This is a genomic window from Streptomyces sp. NPDC017940 (assembly GCF_044328435.1).
Taxonomy (GTDB): Bacteria; Actinomycetota; Actinomycetes; order Streptomycetales; family Streptomycetaceae; genus Streptomyces.
In genome coordinates this window covers 731,919-747,691 of sequence record NZ_JBIRHJ010000002.1, presented here as the reverse complement: position 1 = coordinate 747,691, position 15,773 = coordinate 731,919, and the positions used below count along the sequence as shown (strand labels likewise).

Annotated in this window: 16 protein-coding genes; 11 read left to right on the top strand and 5 right to left on the bottom strand. The window is 72.6% G+C overall.

Translation table 11 applies throughout. The features are described 5' to 3' along the window. Window positions 1–112: 112 nt before the first annotated feature. On the top strand, window positions 113–1,090 hold the full coding sequence (locus tag ACH4DX_RS08800) for a GlxA family transcriptional regulator (RefSeq protein ID WP_398154554.1): 978 nt from the start codon (window positions 113–115) through the stop codon (window positions 1,088–1,090). Window positions 1,091–1,161: 71 nt separating this feature from the next. Next, on the top strand, window positions 1,162–1,794 hold the full coding sequence (locus tag ACH4DX_RS08795; RefSeq protein ID WP_398114715.1) for a DJ-1/PfpI family protein: 633 nt from the start codon (window positions 1,162–1,164) through the stop codon (window positions 1,792–1,794). A gap of 27 nt (window positions 1,795–1,821) precedes the next feature. Here ACH4DX_RS08795 and ACH4DX_RS08790 read toward each other — a convergent pair whose 3' ends face one another. After that, window positions 1,822–2,604, bottom strand: coding sequence for an enoyl-CoA hydratase/isomerase family protein (locus ACH4DX_RS08790; protein WP_398114713.1), 783 nt, complete (start codon window positions 2,602–2,604; stop codon window positions 1,822–1,824). A gap of 77 nt (window positions 2,605–2,681) precedes the next feature. Between ACH4DX_RS08790 and ACH4DX_RS08785 the strand changes: the two genes are divergently transcribed. After that, a complete protein-coding gene (locus tag ACH4DX_RS08785; RefSeq protein ID WP_398154553.1) occupies window positions 2,682–3,365 on the top strand; it encodes an HdeD family acid-resistance protein in 684 nt (227 codons plus the stop codon). Window positions 3,366–3,494: 129 nt separating this feature from the next. Further along, window positions 3,495–3,971 (top strand): ATP-binding protein, encoded by a 477-nt coding sequence (locus ACH4DX_RS08780; RefSeq protein WP_398116043.1) that lies wholly within the window; start codon window positions 3,495–3,497, stop codon window positions 3,969–3,971. A gap of 19 nt (window positions 3,972–3,990) precedes the next feature. On the opposite strand, the gene idi is transcribed toward ACH4DX_RS08780, so the two are convergent. The 4 genes from idi to galE form a co-directional block, all read right to left on the bottom strand. Then, a complete protein-coding gene (gene idi / locus ACH4DX_RS08775; protein ID WP_398114709.1) occupies window positions 3,991–4,584 on the bottom strand; it encodes an isopentenyl-diphosphate Delta-isomerase in 594 nt (197 codons plus the stop codon). 125 nt (window positions 4,585–4,709) lie between these two features. Continuing rightward, window positions 4,710–6,107, bottom strand: coding sequence for a GNAT family N-acetyltransferase (locus tag ACH4DX_RS08770; RefSeq protein WP_398154552.1), 1,398 nt, complete (start codon window positions 6,105–6,107; stop codon window positions 4,710–4,712). Between the two features lie 188 nt (window positions 6,108–6,295). Next, a complete protein-coding gene (locus ACH4DX_RS08765) occupies window positions 6,296–7,234 on the bottom strand; it encodes a cation diffusion facilitator family transporter (protein WP_398154551.1) in 939 nt (312 codons plus the stop codon). A gap of 144 nt (window positions 7,235–7,378) precedes the next feature. Further along, window positions 7,379–8,383, bottom strand: coding sequence for a UDP-glucose 4-epimerase GalE (gene galE, locus ACH4DX_RS08760; RefSeq protein WP_398154550.1), 1,005 nt, complete (start codon window positions 8,381–8,383; stop codon window positions 7,379–7,381). A 277-nt stretch (window positions 8,384–8,660) separates the two neighbouring features. On the opposite strand from galE, the gene ACH4DX_RS08755 reads away from it, so the two are divergent. From ACH4DX_RS08755 to ACH4DX_RS08725, 7 genes are all read left to right on the top strand, one after another. After that, window positions 8,661–10,484, top strand: a complete 1,824-nt coding sequence (locus tag ACH4DX_RS08755; RefSeq protein ID WP_398154761.1) for a DUF5941 domain-containing protein — start codon at window positions 8,661–8,663, stop codon at window positions 10,482–10,484. Further along, entirely contained in the window at window positions 10,481–11,218 is a 738-nt protein-coding gene (locus ACH4DX_RS08750) for a sugar phosphate nucleotidyltransferase (RefSeq protein ID WP_398114702.1), read from the top strand. Before ACH4DX_RS08755 ends, ACH4DX_RS08750 begins: the two co-directional genes overlap by 4 nt. Then, a complete protein-coding gene (locus ACH4DX_RS08745; protein ID WP_398114700.1) occupies window positions 11,206–12,270 on the top strand; it encodes an iron-containing alcohol dehydrogenase family protein in 1,065 nt (354 codons plus the stop codon). Before ACH4DX_RS08750 ends, ACH4DX_RS08745 begins: the two co-directional genes overlap by 13 nt. Continuing rightward, window positions 12,248–13,027 carry a CDP-alcohol phosphatidyltransferase family protein gene (locus tag ACH4DX_RS08740; protein ID WP_398154549.1) on the top strand — a complete coding sequence of 260 codons (780 nt, stop codon included), beginning with the start codon at window positions 12,248–12,250 and terminating at the stop codon, window positions 13,025–13,027. The genes ACH4DX_RS08745 and ACH4DX_RS08740 overlap by 23 nt, the downstream gene beginning before the upstream one ends. 71 nt (window positions 13,028–13,098) lie before the next feature. Further along, window positions 13,099–13,953: a glycosyltransferase family 2 protein gene (locus ACH4DX_RS08735; RefSeq protein WP_398116039.1), complete on the top strand. Its 855-nt coding sequence runs from the start codon at window positions 13,099–13,101 to the stop codon at window positions 13,951–13,953. Window positions 13,954–14,048: 95 nt separating this feature from the next. After that, window positions 14,049–14,978, top strand: coding sequence for an ABC transporter permease (locus ACH4DX_RS08730; RefSeq protein WP_398114696.1), 930 nt, complete (start codon window positions 14,049–14,051; stop codon window positions 14,976–14,978). Continuing rightward, window positions 14,971–15,765, top strand: coding sequence for an ABC transporter ATP-binding protein (locus tag ACH4DX_RS08725; protein WP_398154548.1), 795 nt, complete (start codon window positions 14,971–14,973; stop codon window positions 15,763–15,765). The genes ACH4DX_RS08730 and ACH4DX_RS08725 overlap by 8 nt, the downstream gene beginning before the upstream one ends. Window positions 15,766–15,773: the final 8 nt, after the last annotated feature.

Here is a 15,773-nt window from a genome sequence, read left to right as displayed (position 1 = left end):
TCCCGCCCGGCCCCGACACCCCGAGCGGCACGACCCCCCCCCAGCAGCCATGGCAGGAAAGGTGGGGCACTCGTCATTGCGGCCGTCGGGCGCCCGCCCCAAGAATCGAGGCATGCAGCAGCGAACCGTCCTGGTCGTCCTCTTCGACGGCGTCCAGAGCCTCGATGTCACGGGCCCCCTGGAGGTCTTCACCGGGGCGAGCCACCGGCACCGGGACGCCGAGCCCTACCGCGTCGTCACGGCGTCCCTCGACGGCGCCCCGCTCCGGACGTCGAGCGGGCTCACGCTGGTCCCCGACCTCCGCCTGGCGGACGCCGCGGCGCGGCCCTGGCACACCCTGCTGGTCCCCGGCGGCGCGGGCACCCGGGCTGATGACGCCGACCTGGTGGCCTGGCTCCGGGCCCACGCCCCGCGCGCCCGCCGCCTGGTGTCCGTCTGCACCGGCGCGGTCCTGCTCGCCCGCGCCGGACTCCTCGACGGCCGCCGCGCGACGACGCACTGGGCGTACTGCGACACGCTCGCCCGCAACCACCCCGAGGTCGAGGTGGACCCGGACCCCATCTACGTACGCGACGGCCATGTCGCCACCTCGGCCGGTGTGACGGCGGGCATCGACCTGGCGCTCGCCCTCGTCGAGGAGGACCTGGGCCGTGACACCGCCCTGACCGTGGCGCGCTATCTGGTGGTGTTCCTGCGCCGCCCCGGGAACCAGGCGCAGTTCAGCGCGCAGCTCTCGGCGCAGACGGCGAGGAGCGAGCCGCTGCGCGAGGTCCAGCGGTGGATCAGCGAGAACCCCGGGGGCGACCTCAGCGTGGAGTCGCTCGCCGGGCGCGCCCGGCTCTCGCCCCGGCACTTCGCCCGCTCCTTCCAGGCGGAGACCGGTACGACGCCGGGCAAGTACGTCGAACGGGTCCGCGTCGAGCAGGCGCGACGGCTCCTGGAGGACACCTCCGACGGCGTCGAGGAGGTCTCGCGCGCCTGCGGCTACGGCACCCCGGAGGCCATGCGCCGCGCCTTCGTGAAGGCACTCGGCACACCACCGGCCGAGTACCGCCGCCGCTTCCACAGCCCCCTGAACGCGACTCCCTGACCACTGGCCCCTGACCGCACCGCACCGCACCGACGCACGCCACCGACCGACCGCACTCTCAAGGAGCACCCATGCAGATCGCCATCGCCCTGTACGAGCGTTTCACCGCGCTCGACGCCGTCGGCCCCTACCAGACCCTCGGCGGCATCCCCGACGCCGAGGTGGTCTTCGTGGCCGAGCGCACCGGACCCGTGACCGACGACAGCGGGCAGCTCGCGCTCGTCGCGACCAAGACCTTCGAGGAGGTGCGGCGCCCGGACATCGTGGTGGTCCCCGGCGGCCCCGGCCAGGCCGACCAGCGGGAGAACGCGCCGCTGCTCGACTGGCTGCGCGCCGTCGACGCGACCACCACATGGACGACGTCGGTGTGCACGGGCTCCCTGGCGCTCGCCGCCGCCGGACTCCTGACCGGCCGCGAGGCGACCTCGCACTGGCTGGCCCTGGAGACCCTCGAGGAACTCGGCGCGCGCTCCACGGGGCGGCGCGTGGTCTTCGACGGCAAGTACGTCACGGCCGCGGGCGTGTCCTCCGGTATCGACATGGGCCTCGCCCTCGTCGGCAGGATCGCGGGCGACGAGTGCGCCCAGACCGTCCAGCTGCTCATCGAGTACGACCCCCAGCCGCCCTACGACGCGGGGTCGCCGGAGAAGGCCCCGGCCCACCTCGTGGAGATGTGGCGGCGCAAGGCGGGCGCGACCGCGTAGCCGCGGGGTGGCCCTGCCGGAAGCCCCCTAGCGCGGCGGCGTCCAGGTGAACCGCGGCCGCCTGCGCTCCAGGAAGGCGGCGACACCCTCGGCGGTGTCGCCGCTGTCGCGCATCTGCCCCGCCCAGTACGCCTCCCGCGCGGCCCCGGCGGCCCCGGTCCCGGCACCGAGGCTGCCGACGTCCGTCGCGAACTCCTTCGCCGCCGCCTGGGTGAGCAGCGAGCGGGAGGCGAGGACCCGGGTGAACTCCTTGACCCGGGCGTCCAGTTCACCGGCGGCGAGCACCTCGTCCACGAGCCCGCGGCGCAGCGCGCGCGCCGCGTCGACCGGCTCGCCGGAGAACAGCAGGTACTTGGCGGTGGAGGGGCCCACCAGGGCCACCAGGCGCCGCGTGGTGGACGCCGGGTAGACGATGCCGAGCTTCGCCGGGGTGATGGCGAAGGTGGCGTCCTGGTCGGCGAACCGCAGGTCGCAGGCGGCGGCCAGCTGGCAGCCCCCGCCCACGCAGTACCCCCGCACGGCCGCGAGCGTCGGCTTCGGGAACGCCGCGAGTGCCTCCTCGGCCCGCCCCGCGAGCTCCTGGGCGCGGCCGGGCTCCGTACGCAGTGAGGAGATGTCCGCGCCCGCGCAGAAAGTGTCCCCGGCGCCGGTGAGGACCAGGGCCCGGACGGCGGGGTCGACGGCGAGGGCCCCGAGCAGCGGTGGCAGCGCGCGCCACATGTCGGCCGTCATGGCGTTGCGCTTGGCCGGATGGTCGATGACGACGGTGGCGACGCCGTCGGCGACGGCCTGCCTCAGCTGCGGCTCCATGCGCCGGATGCTATCCGCACCCCGCGAACGTACGATCGACAAGGGGCGGCTTCGCACGGACGGAGACGCACATGGTCATGGGCCGCAGAGACAAGCAGGCCGGCAGGGGCCGCGCACACGGAAGGGCCGGTGCCCACGGGCCCGGCACCACCGACCGGGGCCCGCAGCTGCGACGCAGCTTCGGCCTGCTCACGCTGCTCGGCGCGATCCTCGCCGTCGGCGGGCTCGTCGGGCTCGTGTACGCGGGTGTCGCGACGCTCACCTCGATGCTGCTGTTCGGCTGGCTGCTCCTGGTGGGCGGCGTCGTGGCGCTGCTGCACGCGGTGCAGTCCCGCGGTACGAACTTCTTCTGGCTCGGTGTGGTGGTGGCCGCGCTGAACCTCGCGGCGGGCGTCGTCGTCATCCGCAGGCCCGATGTGGCGGCGGAGGCGCTGACGATGTTCGCGGCGCTGCTCTTCCTCACCGGCGGGGTGTTCCGGCTCGTCGGCAGCCTGGTGGTGCGGGGGCCGCAGATGGCGGTGACGCTGCTCCAGGGCGCGTTCGGGGTGCTGCTCGGCGTGCTCGTGCTCGGCGGCTGGCCGAGCAGCAGCCAGTACGTCATCGGCACCTTCTTCTCCCTCGCGCTGCTCTTCGACGGCCTCGGGCTCATCGCCACGGGCATCGGCGGCCGACGGCTCATCAGCATGGTCAGCCGTGAAGCCGTACAACCTGAAGAACCCTGGAAGGCAGCAGAAGAAGGGCAGGAGCAGTCGCGCAACTGACGGCGCCATACGGGCGCGATCAAATCATGTCGATAGTGGCTGACTTCTGGTCAGTGGTGCGGCACGGACCGGTGCGTTCCCAACACTCGACGTGTGGTGACAATCGAGTGCGAGGGCGGGGACCGGGCGATGGGGAACGACGGGAGAGGGCCGGACCCACTCCCAAGGGGCGAGGGGCGTGTGCCGTACGAGGGCGTGTGGCGGTTCACCGCCCCCGCCGTCGACGCGTCGGTGCCCCAGGCACGGCACGCGGTGCGCGACCTGCTCGCGCGCCAGGGCGTACCGGCGCCGGACGAGCTGGTCCAGGGACTGCTGCTCATCGTCTCCGAGCTCGTCACCAACGCGGTACGGCACGCGGCGCTGCTCTCCCCGACGCTCGCCGTGGAGGTCGCGGTGGGAGCGGAGTGGGTGCGGGTGTCCGTGGAGGACAACCACCCCTACCGGCCCACGGCGCTGTTCGCCGACTACGGCCAGACCGGCGGTCGGGGGCTGCTCCTGGTCCGTGAGATCGCCCTGGAGGCGGGCGGCACCTGCGACGCCGAGCACACGGCCGACGGGGGCAAGGTCATCTGGGCGGCCCTGCCCCTGAAACCGAACGGGGTCTGAGCGGCCCCGGCGCGCGGTGCTACCAGCCCGCGCCGGGACCCGTCAGCTCCCTGACCGCGGGCCGTGCCGCGTCCAGGACCGTCATGAACCACGCGGAGAACGTGCCCCGCGCGTGCCGCTCCGCCAGCTCCGCGGCCGTGACGAACGCCGTGTCGCCCACCTCCGCGGGGTCCGGGCGCAGCTCCGCCTGCACCATCCCCACGAACAGGTGGTTGAACTCCTGTTCCACCAGGCCCGAGTCCGGGTCCGGGTGGTTGTAGCGCACCGTGCCCGCCTCGGCGAGCAGCGACGGCGAGACGCCGAGCTCCTCGAAGGTGCGCCGCGCGGCGGCCGCGAACGGCGCCTCGCCCGGATACGGGTGGCCGCAGCAGGTGTTGGACCAGACACCGGGGGAGTGGTACTTGCCGAGCGCCCGCTGCTGGAGGAGGAGCCGGCCCTGCTCGTCGAAGAGGAAGACGGAGAACGCGCGGTGCAGCTGCCCGGGCGCCTGATGGGCGGCGAGCTTCTCCGCCGTGCCGATCGTCCTGCCGTCCTCGTCGACGAGTTCCAGCAGGATTGTCTCTCCGGTGCCGTTCGGCGAACTGTTCGCCGCGGTGGCAGGTGTGATCGGCATACCCATCCTTCGCTTCGGTCTCGGACCCTCAAGTCTGCCGTACGGCACCGGCACTCCCCGCACTCCGGGAGTCCCGCATGTCCCGTCCCCGACGCCGGGGACGGGACGCGCGGACGCCGCCGGGGTCAGACCCCGAAGGCCGCCGGATAGGTGATCGTGCCCCGCGGCACGGGCGCGGAACCGTCCGTTCCAGGTGCTCCGTCCAGGACCAGGGCCATCAGGGCCCCGTCGGGGACGTCGAAACTTGGCCGGATTCCGTAACCCGACGCCGGGCGGAAACCGAACCGCGGATAGTAGTCCGGGTGGCCGAGCACCAGGACCAGTTGCTCGCCACGGGCGCGCGCGGCGTGCAGCACGGCGCGCACGACGGCCGAACCGGCGCCCGTTCCCTGATGCGCGGGGTGCACGGCCACCGGCGCCAGGCAGAGCGCCGGGGCGCCGTCCACCTGGCAGCGGGTGAGGAGGGCGTGCGCCACGACTTCCCCGGCGGTGTCGCCGGGGTCGCCGGGGCTGCCGGTCCCGACGGGTGCTTCGGTCGCGCCGGTCGCGCCGGTCGCGTTGGCTGTGCCGGTCGTGCCGGTCGCTCCGGTCGTGCCGGTCGCTCCGGGAGCCTCGGCGACGTACGACAGGCCCTCCAGCCAGGCGCCCGGATCCTCGCGCAGCGCGTCGACCAGGTCGGCCTCCGCGACGGTCGGGAACGCGGCGGCGTGCACGGCGCGCACGGCCGCCCGGTCGGCGCCGGACATCGCCTCCGGCCGGGTGCGCCAGGCACCGTCCGCGGGACGAAGGACATAGCCGGTGTACCCGTACTCCGTGCCGTGGTCGCGCCGCATCGCGAGCTCGGCGCGGGTGGCGGCGAGGGCCTCGGCCATGCCGGGGGCCCCCGGGTCGGCCGCGTCGGCGCGGTCGCCGAGCGGGCCGTAGTACTCGTCCCAGTCGGACTCCGGCTGCGGCACGGTGCCGAGCACCGCGTACCCCGCGGCGAGCGCGGCGCGGGTGTTGCGCCGCGCGGTGCGCAGCGGATAGTGCGCGTCCCAGAAGGCGCGCGCCTCGGCGGACGGCTCGGCGGCCGTCCACTCGCACTCGGTGAGGACGAGCGTCCCGCCGGGCGCGAGCAGCCGCCGCCAGGAGGCGAGTGCGGTGTCGAAGCCGATGCTGTACGCGGAGCTCTCCGCCCAGATGACGTCGAACGACCCGTCGGGGTAGGGCAGGTCGCCCATGTCGGCGTGGACGGTGCGCACCGAGTCCGCGAGGCCGCGGGCTTCGGCGGCGGCGCGCAGCTCGGCGAGGAACGGTTCGTGCAGGTCGACGGCCGTCACGACGGCACCGGCCTCGGCGGCGAGCAGCAGCGCGGAACGGCCGGGGCCGCAGCCGAGGTCGAGCACGCGCGGACGGGCGGGCAGCTCGCCGGCGAGGGCGAGCAGCGCCCGCGTCGTCGCGTCGGAGCCGGGGCCCTGCCGCGGCAGGCCGTGGTGCAGGGCGAAGAAGGCGTCGGTGATCGCGTTCTCGGAATGCTGAGTCAACGGAGGAAACCCTTTGAGTGAGCGGGCCCGGCCGTGACGTACGCGCCAGCAGACGCAGACGTACGGAACGTCAGCCGTGGGCCCGGAGTGTGGGGATGCACGTGTCGCTACGCGTGGCAGCGTCAGCCGCGACAGTCATCGACCCACCTCCCGCACAGGTGTCCTCAAAGATCGTCGCCAAGTCTACCTCAGTGGCACAGCCGCGGTTCGTGCTCCGCGTGGCCGCTCGGTTCCAGTTGGAACGTGCAGTGCTCGACGTCGAAGTGGTCGCCGAGGCAGTTCTGCAAGTCGTGCAGCATCTTCTCGTGTCCGACGGCGGTCAGCGTCCTCGAGCTCACGACGACGTGCGCGGAGAGCACCGGCATCCCCGACGTGATCGTCCAGGCGTGCAGGTCGTGTACGTCCCGCACTCCGGGCAGGGCCAGCATGTGGGCGCGCACCTCGGCCATGTCGACGCCCTTGGGCGCGGACTCGAGCAGCACGTTCAGGGTCTCCCGCAGCAGCTTCCACGTACGCGGGACGATCATGAGGCCGATGACGACGGAGGCGATGGGGTCCGCCGTCTGCCAGCCCGTCGCGAGGATGATGGCCGCCGACACCAGGACCGCGACCGAACCGAGCGCGTCCGCGAGGACCTCGAGGAACGCGCCGCGCACGTTCAGGCTGTCCTTCTGGCCACGCATCAGGAGCGTGAGCGAGACCAGGTTCGCGGCCAGGCCGATGAGGCCGAAGACGATGGTCGGGCCGCCCGCGGTCTCGGCGGGGGTGACGAAGCGCTGGATCGCCTCGTACAGGACGTACCCGCCGACGCCGAACAGCAGCAGGCAGTTGGCGAGCGCGGCCAGGATCTCGGCGCGCGCGTAGCCGTAGGTGCGGTTCCCGCTCGGTGGCCGGTTCGCGAAGTGGATGGCGAGCAGCGCCATGCCGAGGCCGAGGGCGTCCGTCGCCATGTGCGTCGCATCCGCGATCAGCGCGAGGGAGTCGGCGACGATGCCGCCGACGATCTCCACCACCATGACGGTGAGCGTGATGGCGAGGGCGACCCGCAACCGACCCCGGTAGGCGGCCGTCGCCGTCCCCTCCGCGGGCGGTGCGTGGCTGTGGTCGTGGCCGTTCCGTGCCCCCATGAGGCGGTCCTCCGTGGTCGTCCGGCGGCGTCCGGGTCCCGGTCGCGATCACCAGTGAACTACGGGTGGGGGGTATGTGCAACACGGTCTTGAGAACCGTTGTCATATGCTCTGACCTGCGTAAATGGGATGCAGGTCAGAGGGTTACGGAGTGAGGCGGCCGGGGTCTCGGCGGCGCCTGGCCTCCGGGTGACGCAGGCACCAGCCCGCCCACGCGGACGCCACCATCTCCTCGACGCCGCGCCGCGCGACGAAGCCCAGCTCCTTCGCGGCCAGGCCCGCGTCCGCCACCGCGCGCGGCGCGTCCCCCGCGCGGCGCGGCTCGACGACCGGCGCGCGCCGGTCCCCGGTGACGTCCGCGATCACGGCGAGCAGTTCGCGTACGGAAACTCCGGTGCCGCGGCCGATGTTCACCGTCAGATCGGTGCCGGGCCCCGCGGTCCTGCGGGCGGCCGCGAGGTGGGCCTCGGCGAGATCGCTGACGTGGACGTAGTCGCGTACGCAGGTGCCGTCGGGCGTGGGGTGGTCGGTGCCGAAGACGCGCGGGGCCTCGTCGCGGGTGAGGCGGTCGAAGACCATCGGGATCACGTTGAAGACCCCGGTGTCCGCGAGCTCGGGCCGCGCGGCGCCCGCCACGTTGAAGTACCGCAGGCAGGTGGTGGTGATCCCGTGCGCCCGCCCGGCCGCCCGGACCAGCCACTCGCCCGCCAGCTTCGTCTCGCCGTAGGGGCTGACCGGCGCGCAGGGCGTGTCCTCGGTCACCACGCCGGTGCCGGGGGGATTGCCGTACACGGCCGCCGACGAGGAGAAGACGAACCGGGTGACCCCCGCGTCCACCACTTCCTGGAGGAGGGTCGCGAGACCCCCGACGTTCTCCCGGTAGTAGCGCAGGGGCTGCTCCACCGACTCACCGACCTGCTTGCGGGCCGCGAGGTGCACCACACCCGTCACCCCGTGCTCGGCGAGCACCCGCCGCACCAGGCCCCCGTCGAGCGAAGTGCCCCGTACCAGCGGGATGTCCGCGGGCAGCCGGTCGGGCACCCCGGAGGAGACGTCGTCGAGGACGACCACGCGCTCCCCGGCGCCGGCCATGACCCGCGCCACATGCGCCCCGATATATCCCGCCCCACCTGTGATCAGCCATGTCATGGTCGTCCACCTTAGGGGGCCTGGGGCGTCCGCCTTGGGGGGGCTTGGGCGGGTGTGGGCCCCGCGGTTTGTGACCGCGGGCTGCTTTCGACCATGATGATCGCGTCGGCCAGGACCCCGCAGACCCTGCTGATCGGGGCGTGAACGGGCGGTGAACGCCCGCTTCCATTCATCCGATAGCCTCTGCCGACATGCCGCCCGGCCGCCTCGTGGCCGGAGCGCCCCCGTCACGCACGTGCCCGCGCGAGCCGCGCCGGGAATCAAGGAGTGAGTTCGTCTGTCGACCGCCATCCTCACCGGCCTGCCGGTGCCCGGTTCGCCGCTCGAGGGCGATCTGCGGTCCCTGGGCTTCGACGTGCGGACCGCCCCCGCGACGGCGTCCGCCGACGAGCTCGAGACCCTGCTGCGCGACCTGCCCGCGGGTGAGCGCGTCGCCGTCGTCGACCACCGCTTCGTCGGCCACGTCCACGCCCTGCGCCTCGGCCTGACCGACCCGCGCTTCCCCGTCGCCGCCGTGCCCGGCGCGGTGACGGCGCAAGCCGGGGCGCGCGGGGAGCTCACGCGCGCCCTGCGGGCGTCGGCCACCCCCGCCGCCGGGGCGCCCCACGCCCTCGACGCGGCCGAGCCCTCCGTGCCCGACCGCCTCGCCGCCGCCCTGGAGAGCACCGGCACCGCCGTGCACAGGCCCGAGCTCGGCACGCTCGTGGCGACCGTGGCCGACGACCCGCAGGCCCGCAACGCAGCGCGCCAGGCCGTCGCCGCCGTCGACGACGAGGCCGTGCGCCTGCGCGGCGCGGTGAAGGCCCGCGACGGCTTCTTCACGACGTACTGCGTCAGCCCGTACTCGCGCCACCTCGCCCGCTGGAGCGCACGCCGCAGCCTCACCCCGAACCAGGTCACCACCGCCTCGCTGCTCACCGCCCTGATCGCGGCGGGTTGCGCGGCCACCGGCACCCGCGGCGGCTTCGTCGCCGCGGGACTTCTGCTCCTCCTCTCCTTCGTCCTCGACTGCACGGACGGCCAGCTCGCCCGCTACTCGCTCCAGTACTCCACCCTCGGCGCGTGGCTGGACGCGACCTTCGACCGCGCCAAGGAGTACGCGTACTACGCGGGCCTCGCGCTCGGTGCCGCCCGCGGTGGCGACGACGTGTGGGCGCTCGCGCTCGGCGCGATGGTCCTCCAGACCTGTCGGCACGTCGTCGACTTCTCCTTCAACGAGGCCAATCACGACGCGACCGGCAACACCAGCCCCACCGCCGCCCTCTCCGACCGGCTCGACAGCGTCGGGTGGACGGTCTGGCTGCGCCGCATGATCGTGCTGCCCATCGGCGAGCGCTGGGCCCTGATCGCCGTGCTCACCGCCCTGACCACGCCCCGCGTCACCCTGGTCGTCCTCCTCGTCGGCTGCGCCCTCGCCGCCTGCTACACCACCGCGGGACGCGTCCTGCGCTCGCTGACCCGCAGGGCCACCCGCACCGACCGCGCCGCGCGGGCACTCGACGACCTCGCCGACAACGGCCCCCTGGGCTCGGCCTTCGCCGCCCTGCGGCCCCGCATCGCGCTGCCCGCGCCCGCCCTCGCCCTCGCAGGCGGCGCCGCGGTGCTCGGCGCCGCGCTCCTCGGCTCCTGGGGCAGCCCTTGGGTGGTCGTCGGCGCCGTGGCGTACGTCGTCCTTTCGGGCCTGGCTCTCGCCCGCCCCCTCAAGGGCGCCCTCGACTGGCTGGTTCCGCCGTTCTTCCGCGTGGCCGAATACGGGACCGTTCTCGTACTGGCGGCCAAAGCCGACGTGAACGGCTGCCTACCGGCGGCTTTCGGCCTGGTGGCCGCGGTCGCCTACCATCACTACGACACGGTGTACCGCATCAAGGGCGGCACCGGCGCGCCCCCGCGCTGGCTGGTGCGGACGATCGGCGGCCAAGAAGGCAGGACCCTGGCGGTCGCGCTGGCCGCCGCCGTACTGCACGACACAGATTTCACCGTCGCGCTCACGGCCCTCGCCGTGGCCGTGGCACTGGTGGTGCTCGTCGAGAGCATCCGCTTCTGGGTGACCGCTCACCAGCGTGGCGCACCCGCCGTACACGATGAAGGAGAACCCGCATGATCGGCCTCGTCCTTGCGGCAGGCGCCGGACGGCGTCTGCGTCCTTACACGGACACCCTGCCCAAGGCCCTGGTGCCCGTCGACGGTGACACCACCGTCCTCGACCTGACGCTCGGCAACTTCGCCGAGATCGGTCTCACCGAGGTCGCGATCATCGTCGGGTACCGGAAGGAGGCCGTCTACGAGCGCAAGGCGGCCCTGGAGGCGAAGTACGGCCTCAAGCTGACCCTCATCGACAACGACAAGGCCGAGGAGTGGAACAACGCCTACTCCCTGTGGTGCGGGCGTGACGCCATCAAGCACGATGTGATCCTCGCCAACGGCGACACCGTGCACCCGGTCTCCGTCGAGAGGACGCTGCTCGCCGCCCGCGGCGAAGGCCGGAAGATCATCCTCGCCCTCGACACGGTGAAGCAGCTCGCCGACGAGGAGATGAAGGTCGTCGTGGACCCCGAGCAGGGCGTCCAGAAGATCACCAAGCTGATGGACCCGGCCGAGGCCACCGGTGAGTACATCGGCGTCACCCTCATCGAGGGCTCCGCGGCCGACGAGCTCGCCGACGCCCTGAGGACCACCTTCGAGCGCGACCCCGACCTCTACTACGAGGACGGCTACCAGGAGCTCGTCAACCGCGGCTTCAAGGTCGACGTCGCCCCCATCGGCGACGTCAAGTGGGTGGAGATCGACAACCACGACGACCTGGCCAAGGGGCGGGAGATCGCGTGCCTGTACTGACGAGGCTCATCCCCTCGCCGGTCGTCGTGGACATCCGGCCGGGGGCGTTGAACGACCTGGCCGGGGTCCTCGCCGACCAGCGGATCTGCTCGTCGACCGGCAAGCTCGCGGTCGCCATCAGCGGCGGCTCGGGCGCGGTCCTGCGCGAACGGCTCTCGCCCTCGCTGCCCGGCGCCGACTGGTTCGAGGTGGGCGGCGGCACGCTCGACGACGCCATCGAGCTCGCCGACGCCATGAAGAAGGGCCGCTACGACGCGGTCGTGGGCCTCGGCGGCGGCAAGATCATCGACTGCGCCAAGTACGCCGCAGCGCGCGTCGGCCTGCCGCTGGTCGCCGTCGCGACGAACCTGTCGCACGACGGCCTGTGCTCGCCGGTCGCCACCCTCGACAACGACGCGGGCCGCGGCTCGTACGGCGTGCCCAACCCCATCGCGGTCGTCATCGACCTCGACGTCATCCGGGAGGCCCCGGTCCGCTTCGTGCGCTCCGGCATCGGCGACGCCCTCTCCAACATCTCCGCGATCCGCGACTGGGAGCTCGCCGCCCGCGAGCGCGGCGAGGACATCGACGGCCTCGCCGCCGCGATGGCGCGCCAGGCAGGCGAGGCGGTCCTGCGCCACCCCGGCGGCGTCGGCGACGACGGCTTCCTCCAGGTGCTCGCCGAGGGCCTGGTCCTCACCGGCATCGCGATGTCCGTCTCGGGCGACTCCCGCCCCGCGTCGGGTGCCTGCCACGAGATCAACCACGCCTTCGACCTGCTCTTCCCCAAGCGCGCCGCCAGCCACGGCGAGCAGTGCGGCCTCGGCGCCGCCTTCGCCATGCACCTGCGCGGCGCCCACGAGGAGTCGGCGTACATGGCCGAGGTCCTGCGCCGCCACGGCCTGCCCGTGCTCCCCGAGGAGATCGGGTTCACCGTGGACGAGTTCGTCCAGGTCGTCGCGTACGCCCCGCAGACCAGGCCGGGCCGCTACACGATCCTCGAGCACCTCCATCTGAACACCGACCAGATCAAGGACGCATACGCCGACTATGCCAAGGCCATCGGTAGCTGAACTCCGCCCCGTCGTCCACCCCGCGGGAGTGAAGGACCGGCGCAGCGGTGAGCACTGGGCGGGACGCCTGTACATGCGCGAGATCTCGCTGCGCTGCGACCGCTACCTGGTGAACACCAGGGTCACGCCCAACCAGCTGACCTACCTGATGACCGTCGCGGGCGTCCTCGCGGCCCCGGCCCTGCTGGTGCCGGGCATCTGGGGCGCCGTCCTCGGCGTGGTCGCGGTCCAGCTCTATCTGCTGCTCGACTGCGTCGACGGCGAGATCGCCCGCTGGCGCCGGCAGTTCTCGCTCGGCGGCGTCTACCTGGACCGGGTCGGCGCCTATCTGTGCGACGCCGCGGTGCTCGTCGGCTTCGGTCTGCGCGCCGCCGACCTGTGGGGACCGGGCCGCATCGACTGGCTGTGGGCCTTCCTCGGCACCCTCGCCGCCCTCGGCGCCATCCTGATCAAGGCCGAGACCGACCTGGTCGGCGTCGCCCGCCACCAGCAGGGCCTGGCCCCGGTCAAGGAGTCGGCGTCCGAGCCGCGCGCCGCCGGCATGGCCCTCGCCCGCAAGGCCGCCGCCGCGCTGAAGTTCCACCGCCTCATCCTCGGCATCGAGGCGTCGCTGCTCATCCTGGTCCTCGCGATCGTGGACGCGGCCAGGGACGACCTGTTCTTCTCCCGGCTCGGGGTCGCCGTCCTCGCGGGCATCGCGCTCTTGCAGACCCTGCTCCACCTCGTGTCCATTCTCGTGTCGAGCAGGCTGAAGTGAGTACGCCGAGCCCGTCGGGCACGCCGGGGAGGGCGACCGCGCCGCTCAGGGTCGGCGCGGTCGTCATCACCATGGGCAACCGCCCGCAGGAGCTGCGCGCCCTCCTCGACTCGGTCGCCAAGCAGGACGGCGACCGGATCGAGGTGGTCGTCGTCGGCAACGGCGCCCCCGTGCCCGACGTCCCCGAGGGCGTGCGCACCGTGGAACTGCCCGAGAACCTGGGCATCCCCGGCGGGCGCAACGCGGGCATCGAGGCCTTCTCGTCCGGCGCCGCCGACGGCACCGGCGTGGACATCCTGCTCTTCCTCGACGACGACGGGCTGCTCGCCCACACCGACACCGCCGAACTGTGCCGCGAGGCCTTCGCCGCGGACCCGGAACTCGGGATCATCTCCTTCCGCATCGCCGACCCCGACACCGGCGTCACCCAGCGCCGCCACGTCCCCCGGCTGCGCGCCTCCGACCCGATGCGGTCCTCACGCGTGACGACCTTCCTCGGCGGTGCGAGCGCCGTCCGCGCCGAGGTCGTCGAAGAGGTCGGGGGCCTGCCCGACGCCTTCTTCTACGCGCACGAGGAGACCGACCTCGCCTGGCGCGCCCTGGACGCGGGCTGGATGATCGACTACCGCGCCGACATGGTGCTCTTCCACCCCACCACGGCCCCCTCGCGGCACGCCGTCTACCACCGCATGGTGGCCCGCAACCGCGTCTGGCTGGCCCGCCGCAACCTGCCCGCCGCCCTGGTGCCCGCGTACCTCGGCGTGTGGCTCCTGCTCACCCTGGCCCGGCGCCCCACGCGGCCCGCCCTGAAGGCCTGGTTCGGCGGTTTCAAGGAGGGCTGGACGAGTTCGTGCGGACCCCGCCGCCCCATGAAGTGGCGTACGGTGTGGCGCCTGACACGGCTGGGCCGACCTCCTGTCATCTGACAAGCTCGGGTCTGAGAACATTCGGGCCGTATCCCGGTCCCTGGCCCTCGCCTACGCCCGACCGGCCGCGCATCTGAAGACGAAAGTTTCCCCTCGTGAGTGAGACAACGCAGGACGGTGGAGTCGCGGTGACCGCGCCACCGTCGCCCGACGACGGGCTGCCCCCCGCGGAGCTTGCGGCCAAGTACGGCCTGTCCGTCAGCGGCGCCCGTCCCGGTCTTTTCGAGTACGTCAGCCAGCTCTGGGGCCGGCGCCACTTCATCCTCGCCTTCTCCCAGGCCAAGCTCACCGCCCAGTACAGCCAGGCCAAGCTCGGCCAGCTCTGGCAGGTGGCGACACCGCTGCTCAACGCGCTCGTCTACTTCCTCATCTTCGGCCTCATCCTCAAGGCCGACCGGGGCATGTCCCGTGAGGTCTACATCCCGTTCCTGGTCACCGGTGTCTTCGTCTTCACCTTCACCCAGAGTTCGGTGATGGCGGGTGTGCGGGCCATCTCGGGCAACCTCGGCCTGGTCCGCGCGCTGCACTTCCCGCGTGCCTCGCTGCCCGTCTCCTTCTCGCTCCAGCAGCTCCAGCAACTGCTCTTCTCGATGATCGTGCTGTTCGTGGTGGCGGTCGGCTTCGGCAGCTACCCGCGCCTGTCGTGGCTCCTCATCGTGCCGGTGCTCGCCCTCCAGTTCCTCTTCAACACCGGCCTCGCGCTCGTCATGGCGCGGCTCGGCAGCAAGACCCCCGACCTCGCGCAGCTGATGCCGTTCGTGATGCGCACCTGGATGTACGCGTCCGGCGTGATGTTCTCCATCCCGGTGATGCTGAAGGAGCACCCGGCGTGGATCGGGGACATCCTCCAGTGGAACCCGGCCGCCATCTACATGGACCTGATGCGCTTTGCGCTCATCGACGGCTACGGCTCCGAGAACCTGCCGCCGCACGTCTGGGCGGTCGCGGCCGGCTGGGCCCTGCTCGTGGCGGTGGGCGGTTTCGTGTACTTCTGGAAGGCGGAGGAGAGGTACGGCCGTGGCTGACGACAACAACGCAGGAACCGGCGGCCGCACGCACGTCCCCACGGTCATCGCGGACGAGCTGCACATCGTCTACCGCGTGAACGGCGCGAAGACGGGCAAGGGCAGCGCCACCTCCGCCCTGAGCCGCATCCTGCGGCGCGGCGAGGAGCGCGGCGTCCGCAAGGTGCACGCCGTGCGCGGCGTCAGCTTCACGTCCTACCGCGGCGAGGCGATCGGCCTGATCGGCTCGAACGGCTCCGGCAAGTCCACGCTCCTGCGGGCCATCGCGGGCCTGCTCCCCGCCGAGCGCGGCAAGGTCTACACCGACGGTCAGCCCTCGCTGCTCGGCGTCAACGCGGCCCTGATGAACGACCTGACCGGCGAGCGCAACGTGATCCTCGGCGGTCTCGCCATGGGCATGAGCAGGGAGCAGATCAGGGCCCGCTACCAGGACATCGTCGACTTCTCCGGGATCAACGAGAAGGGTGACTTCATCACCCTGCCGATGCGCACCTACTCCTCCGGCATGGCCGCCCGCCTGCGCTTCTCCATCGCGGCCGCCAAGGACCACGACGTGCTGATGATCGACGAGGCGCTCGCCACCGGCGACCGCAAGTTCCAGAAGCGCTCCGAGGCCCGCATCCGTGAGCTGCGCAAGGAGGCCGGCACGGTCTTCCTGGTCAGCCACAACAACAAGTCGATCCGTGACACCTGCGACCGCGTGCTCTGGCTGGAGCGCGGCGAGCTGCGGATGGACGGGCCGACCGACGAGGTCATCAAGGAGTACGAGAAGTTCACCGGCCGGTAGCGGTTCAC

What these genes read in the sequence shown, in the direction of transcription:
- galE (WP_398154550.1), bottom strand. Translation starts at nt 8,383, where the DNA reads ATGACATGGCTGATCACAGGTGGGGCGGGATATATCGGGGCGCATGTG.
- ACH4DX_RS08740 (WP_398154549.1), top strand. Translation starts at nt 12,248, where the DNA reads ATGCCAAGGCCATCGGTAGCTGAACTCCGCCCCGTCGTCCACCCCGCG.
- ACH4DX_RS08800 (WP_398154554.1), top strand. Translation starts at nt 113, where the DNA reads ATGCAGCAGCGAACCGTCCTGGTCGTCCTCTTCGACGGCGTCCAGAGC.
- ACH4DX_RS08795 (WP_398114715.1), top strand. Translation starts at nt 1,162, where the DNA reads ATGCAGATCGCCATCGCCCTGTACGAGCGTTTCACCGCGCTCGACGCC.
- ACH4DX_RS08735 (WP_398116039.1), top strand. Translation starts at nt 13,099, where the DNA reads ATGGGCAACCGCCCGCAGGAGCTGCGCGCCCTCCTCGACTCGGTCGCC.
- ACH4DX_RS08785 (WP_398154553.1), top strand. Translation starts at nt 2,682, where the DNA reads ATGGGCCGCAGAGACAAGCAGGCCGGCAGGGGCCGCGCACACGGAAGG.
- ACH4DX_RS08765 (WP_398154551.1), bottom strand. Translation starts at nt 7,234, where the DNA reads ATGGGGGCACGGAACGGCCACGACCACAGCCACGCACCGCCCGCGGAG.
- idi (WP_398114709.1), bottom strand. Translation starts at nt 4,584, where the DNA reads ATGCCGATCACACCTGCCACCGCGGCGAACAGTTCGCCGAACGGCACC.
- ACH4DX_RS08780 (WP_398116043.1), top strand. Translation starts at nt 3,495, where the DNA reads ATGGGGAACGACGGGAGAGGGCCGGACCCACTCCCAAGGGGCGAGGGG.
- ACH4DX_RS08750 (WP_398114702.1), top strand. Translation starts at nt 10,481, where the DNA reads ATGATCGGCCTCGTCCTTGCGGCAGGCGCCGGACGGCGTCTGCGTCCT.
- ACH4DX_RS08790 (WP_398114713.1), bottom strand. Translation starts at nt 2,604, where the DNA reads ATGGAGCCGCAGCTGAGGCAGGCCGTCGCCGACGGCGTCGCCACCGTC.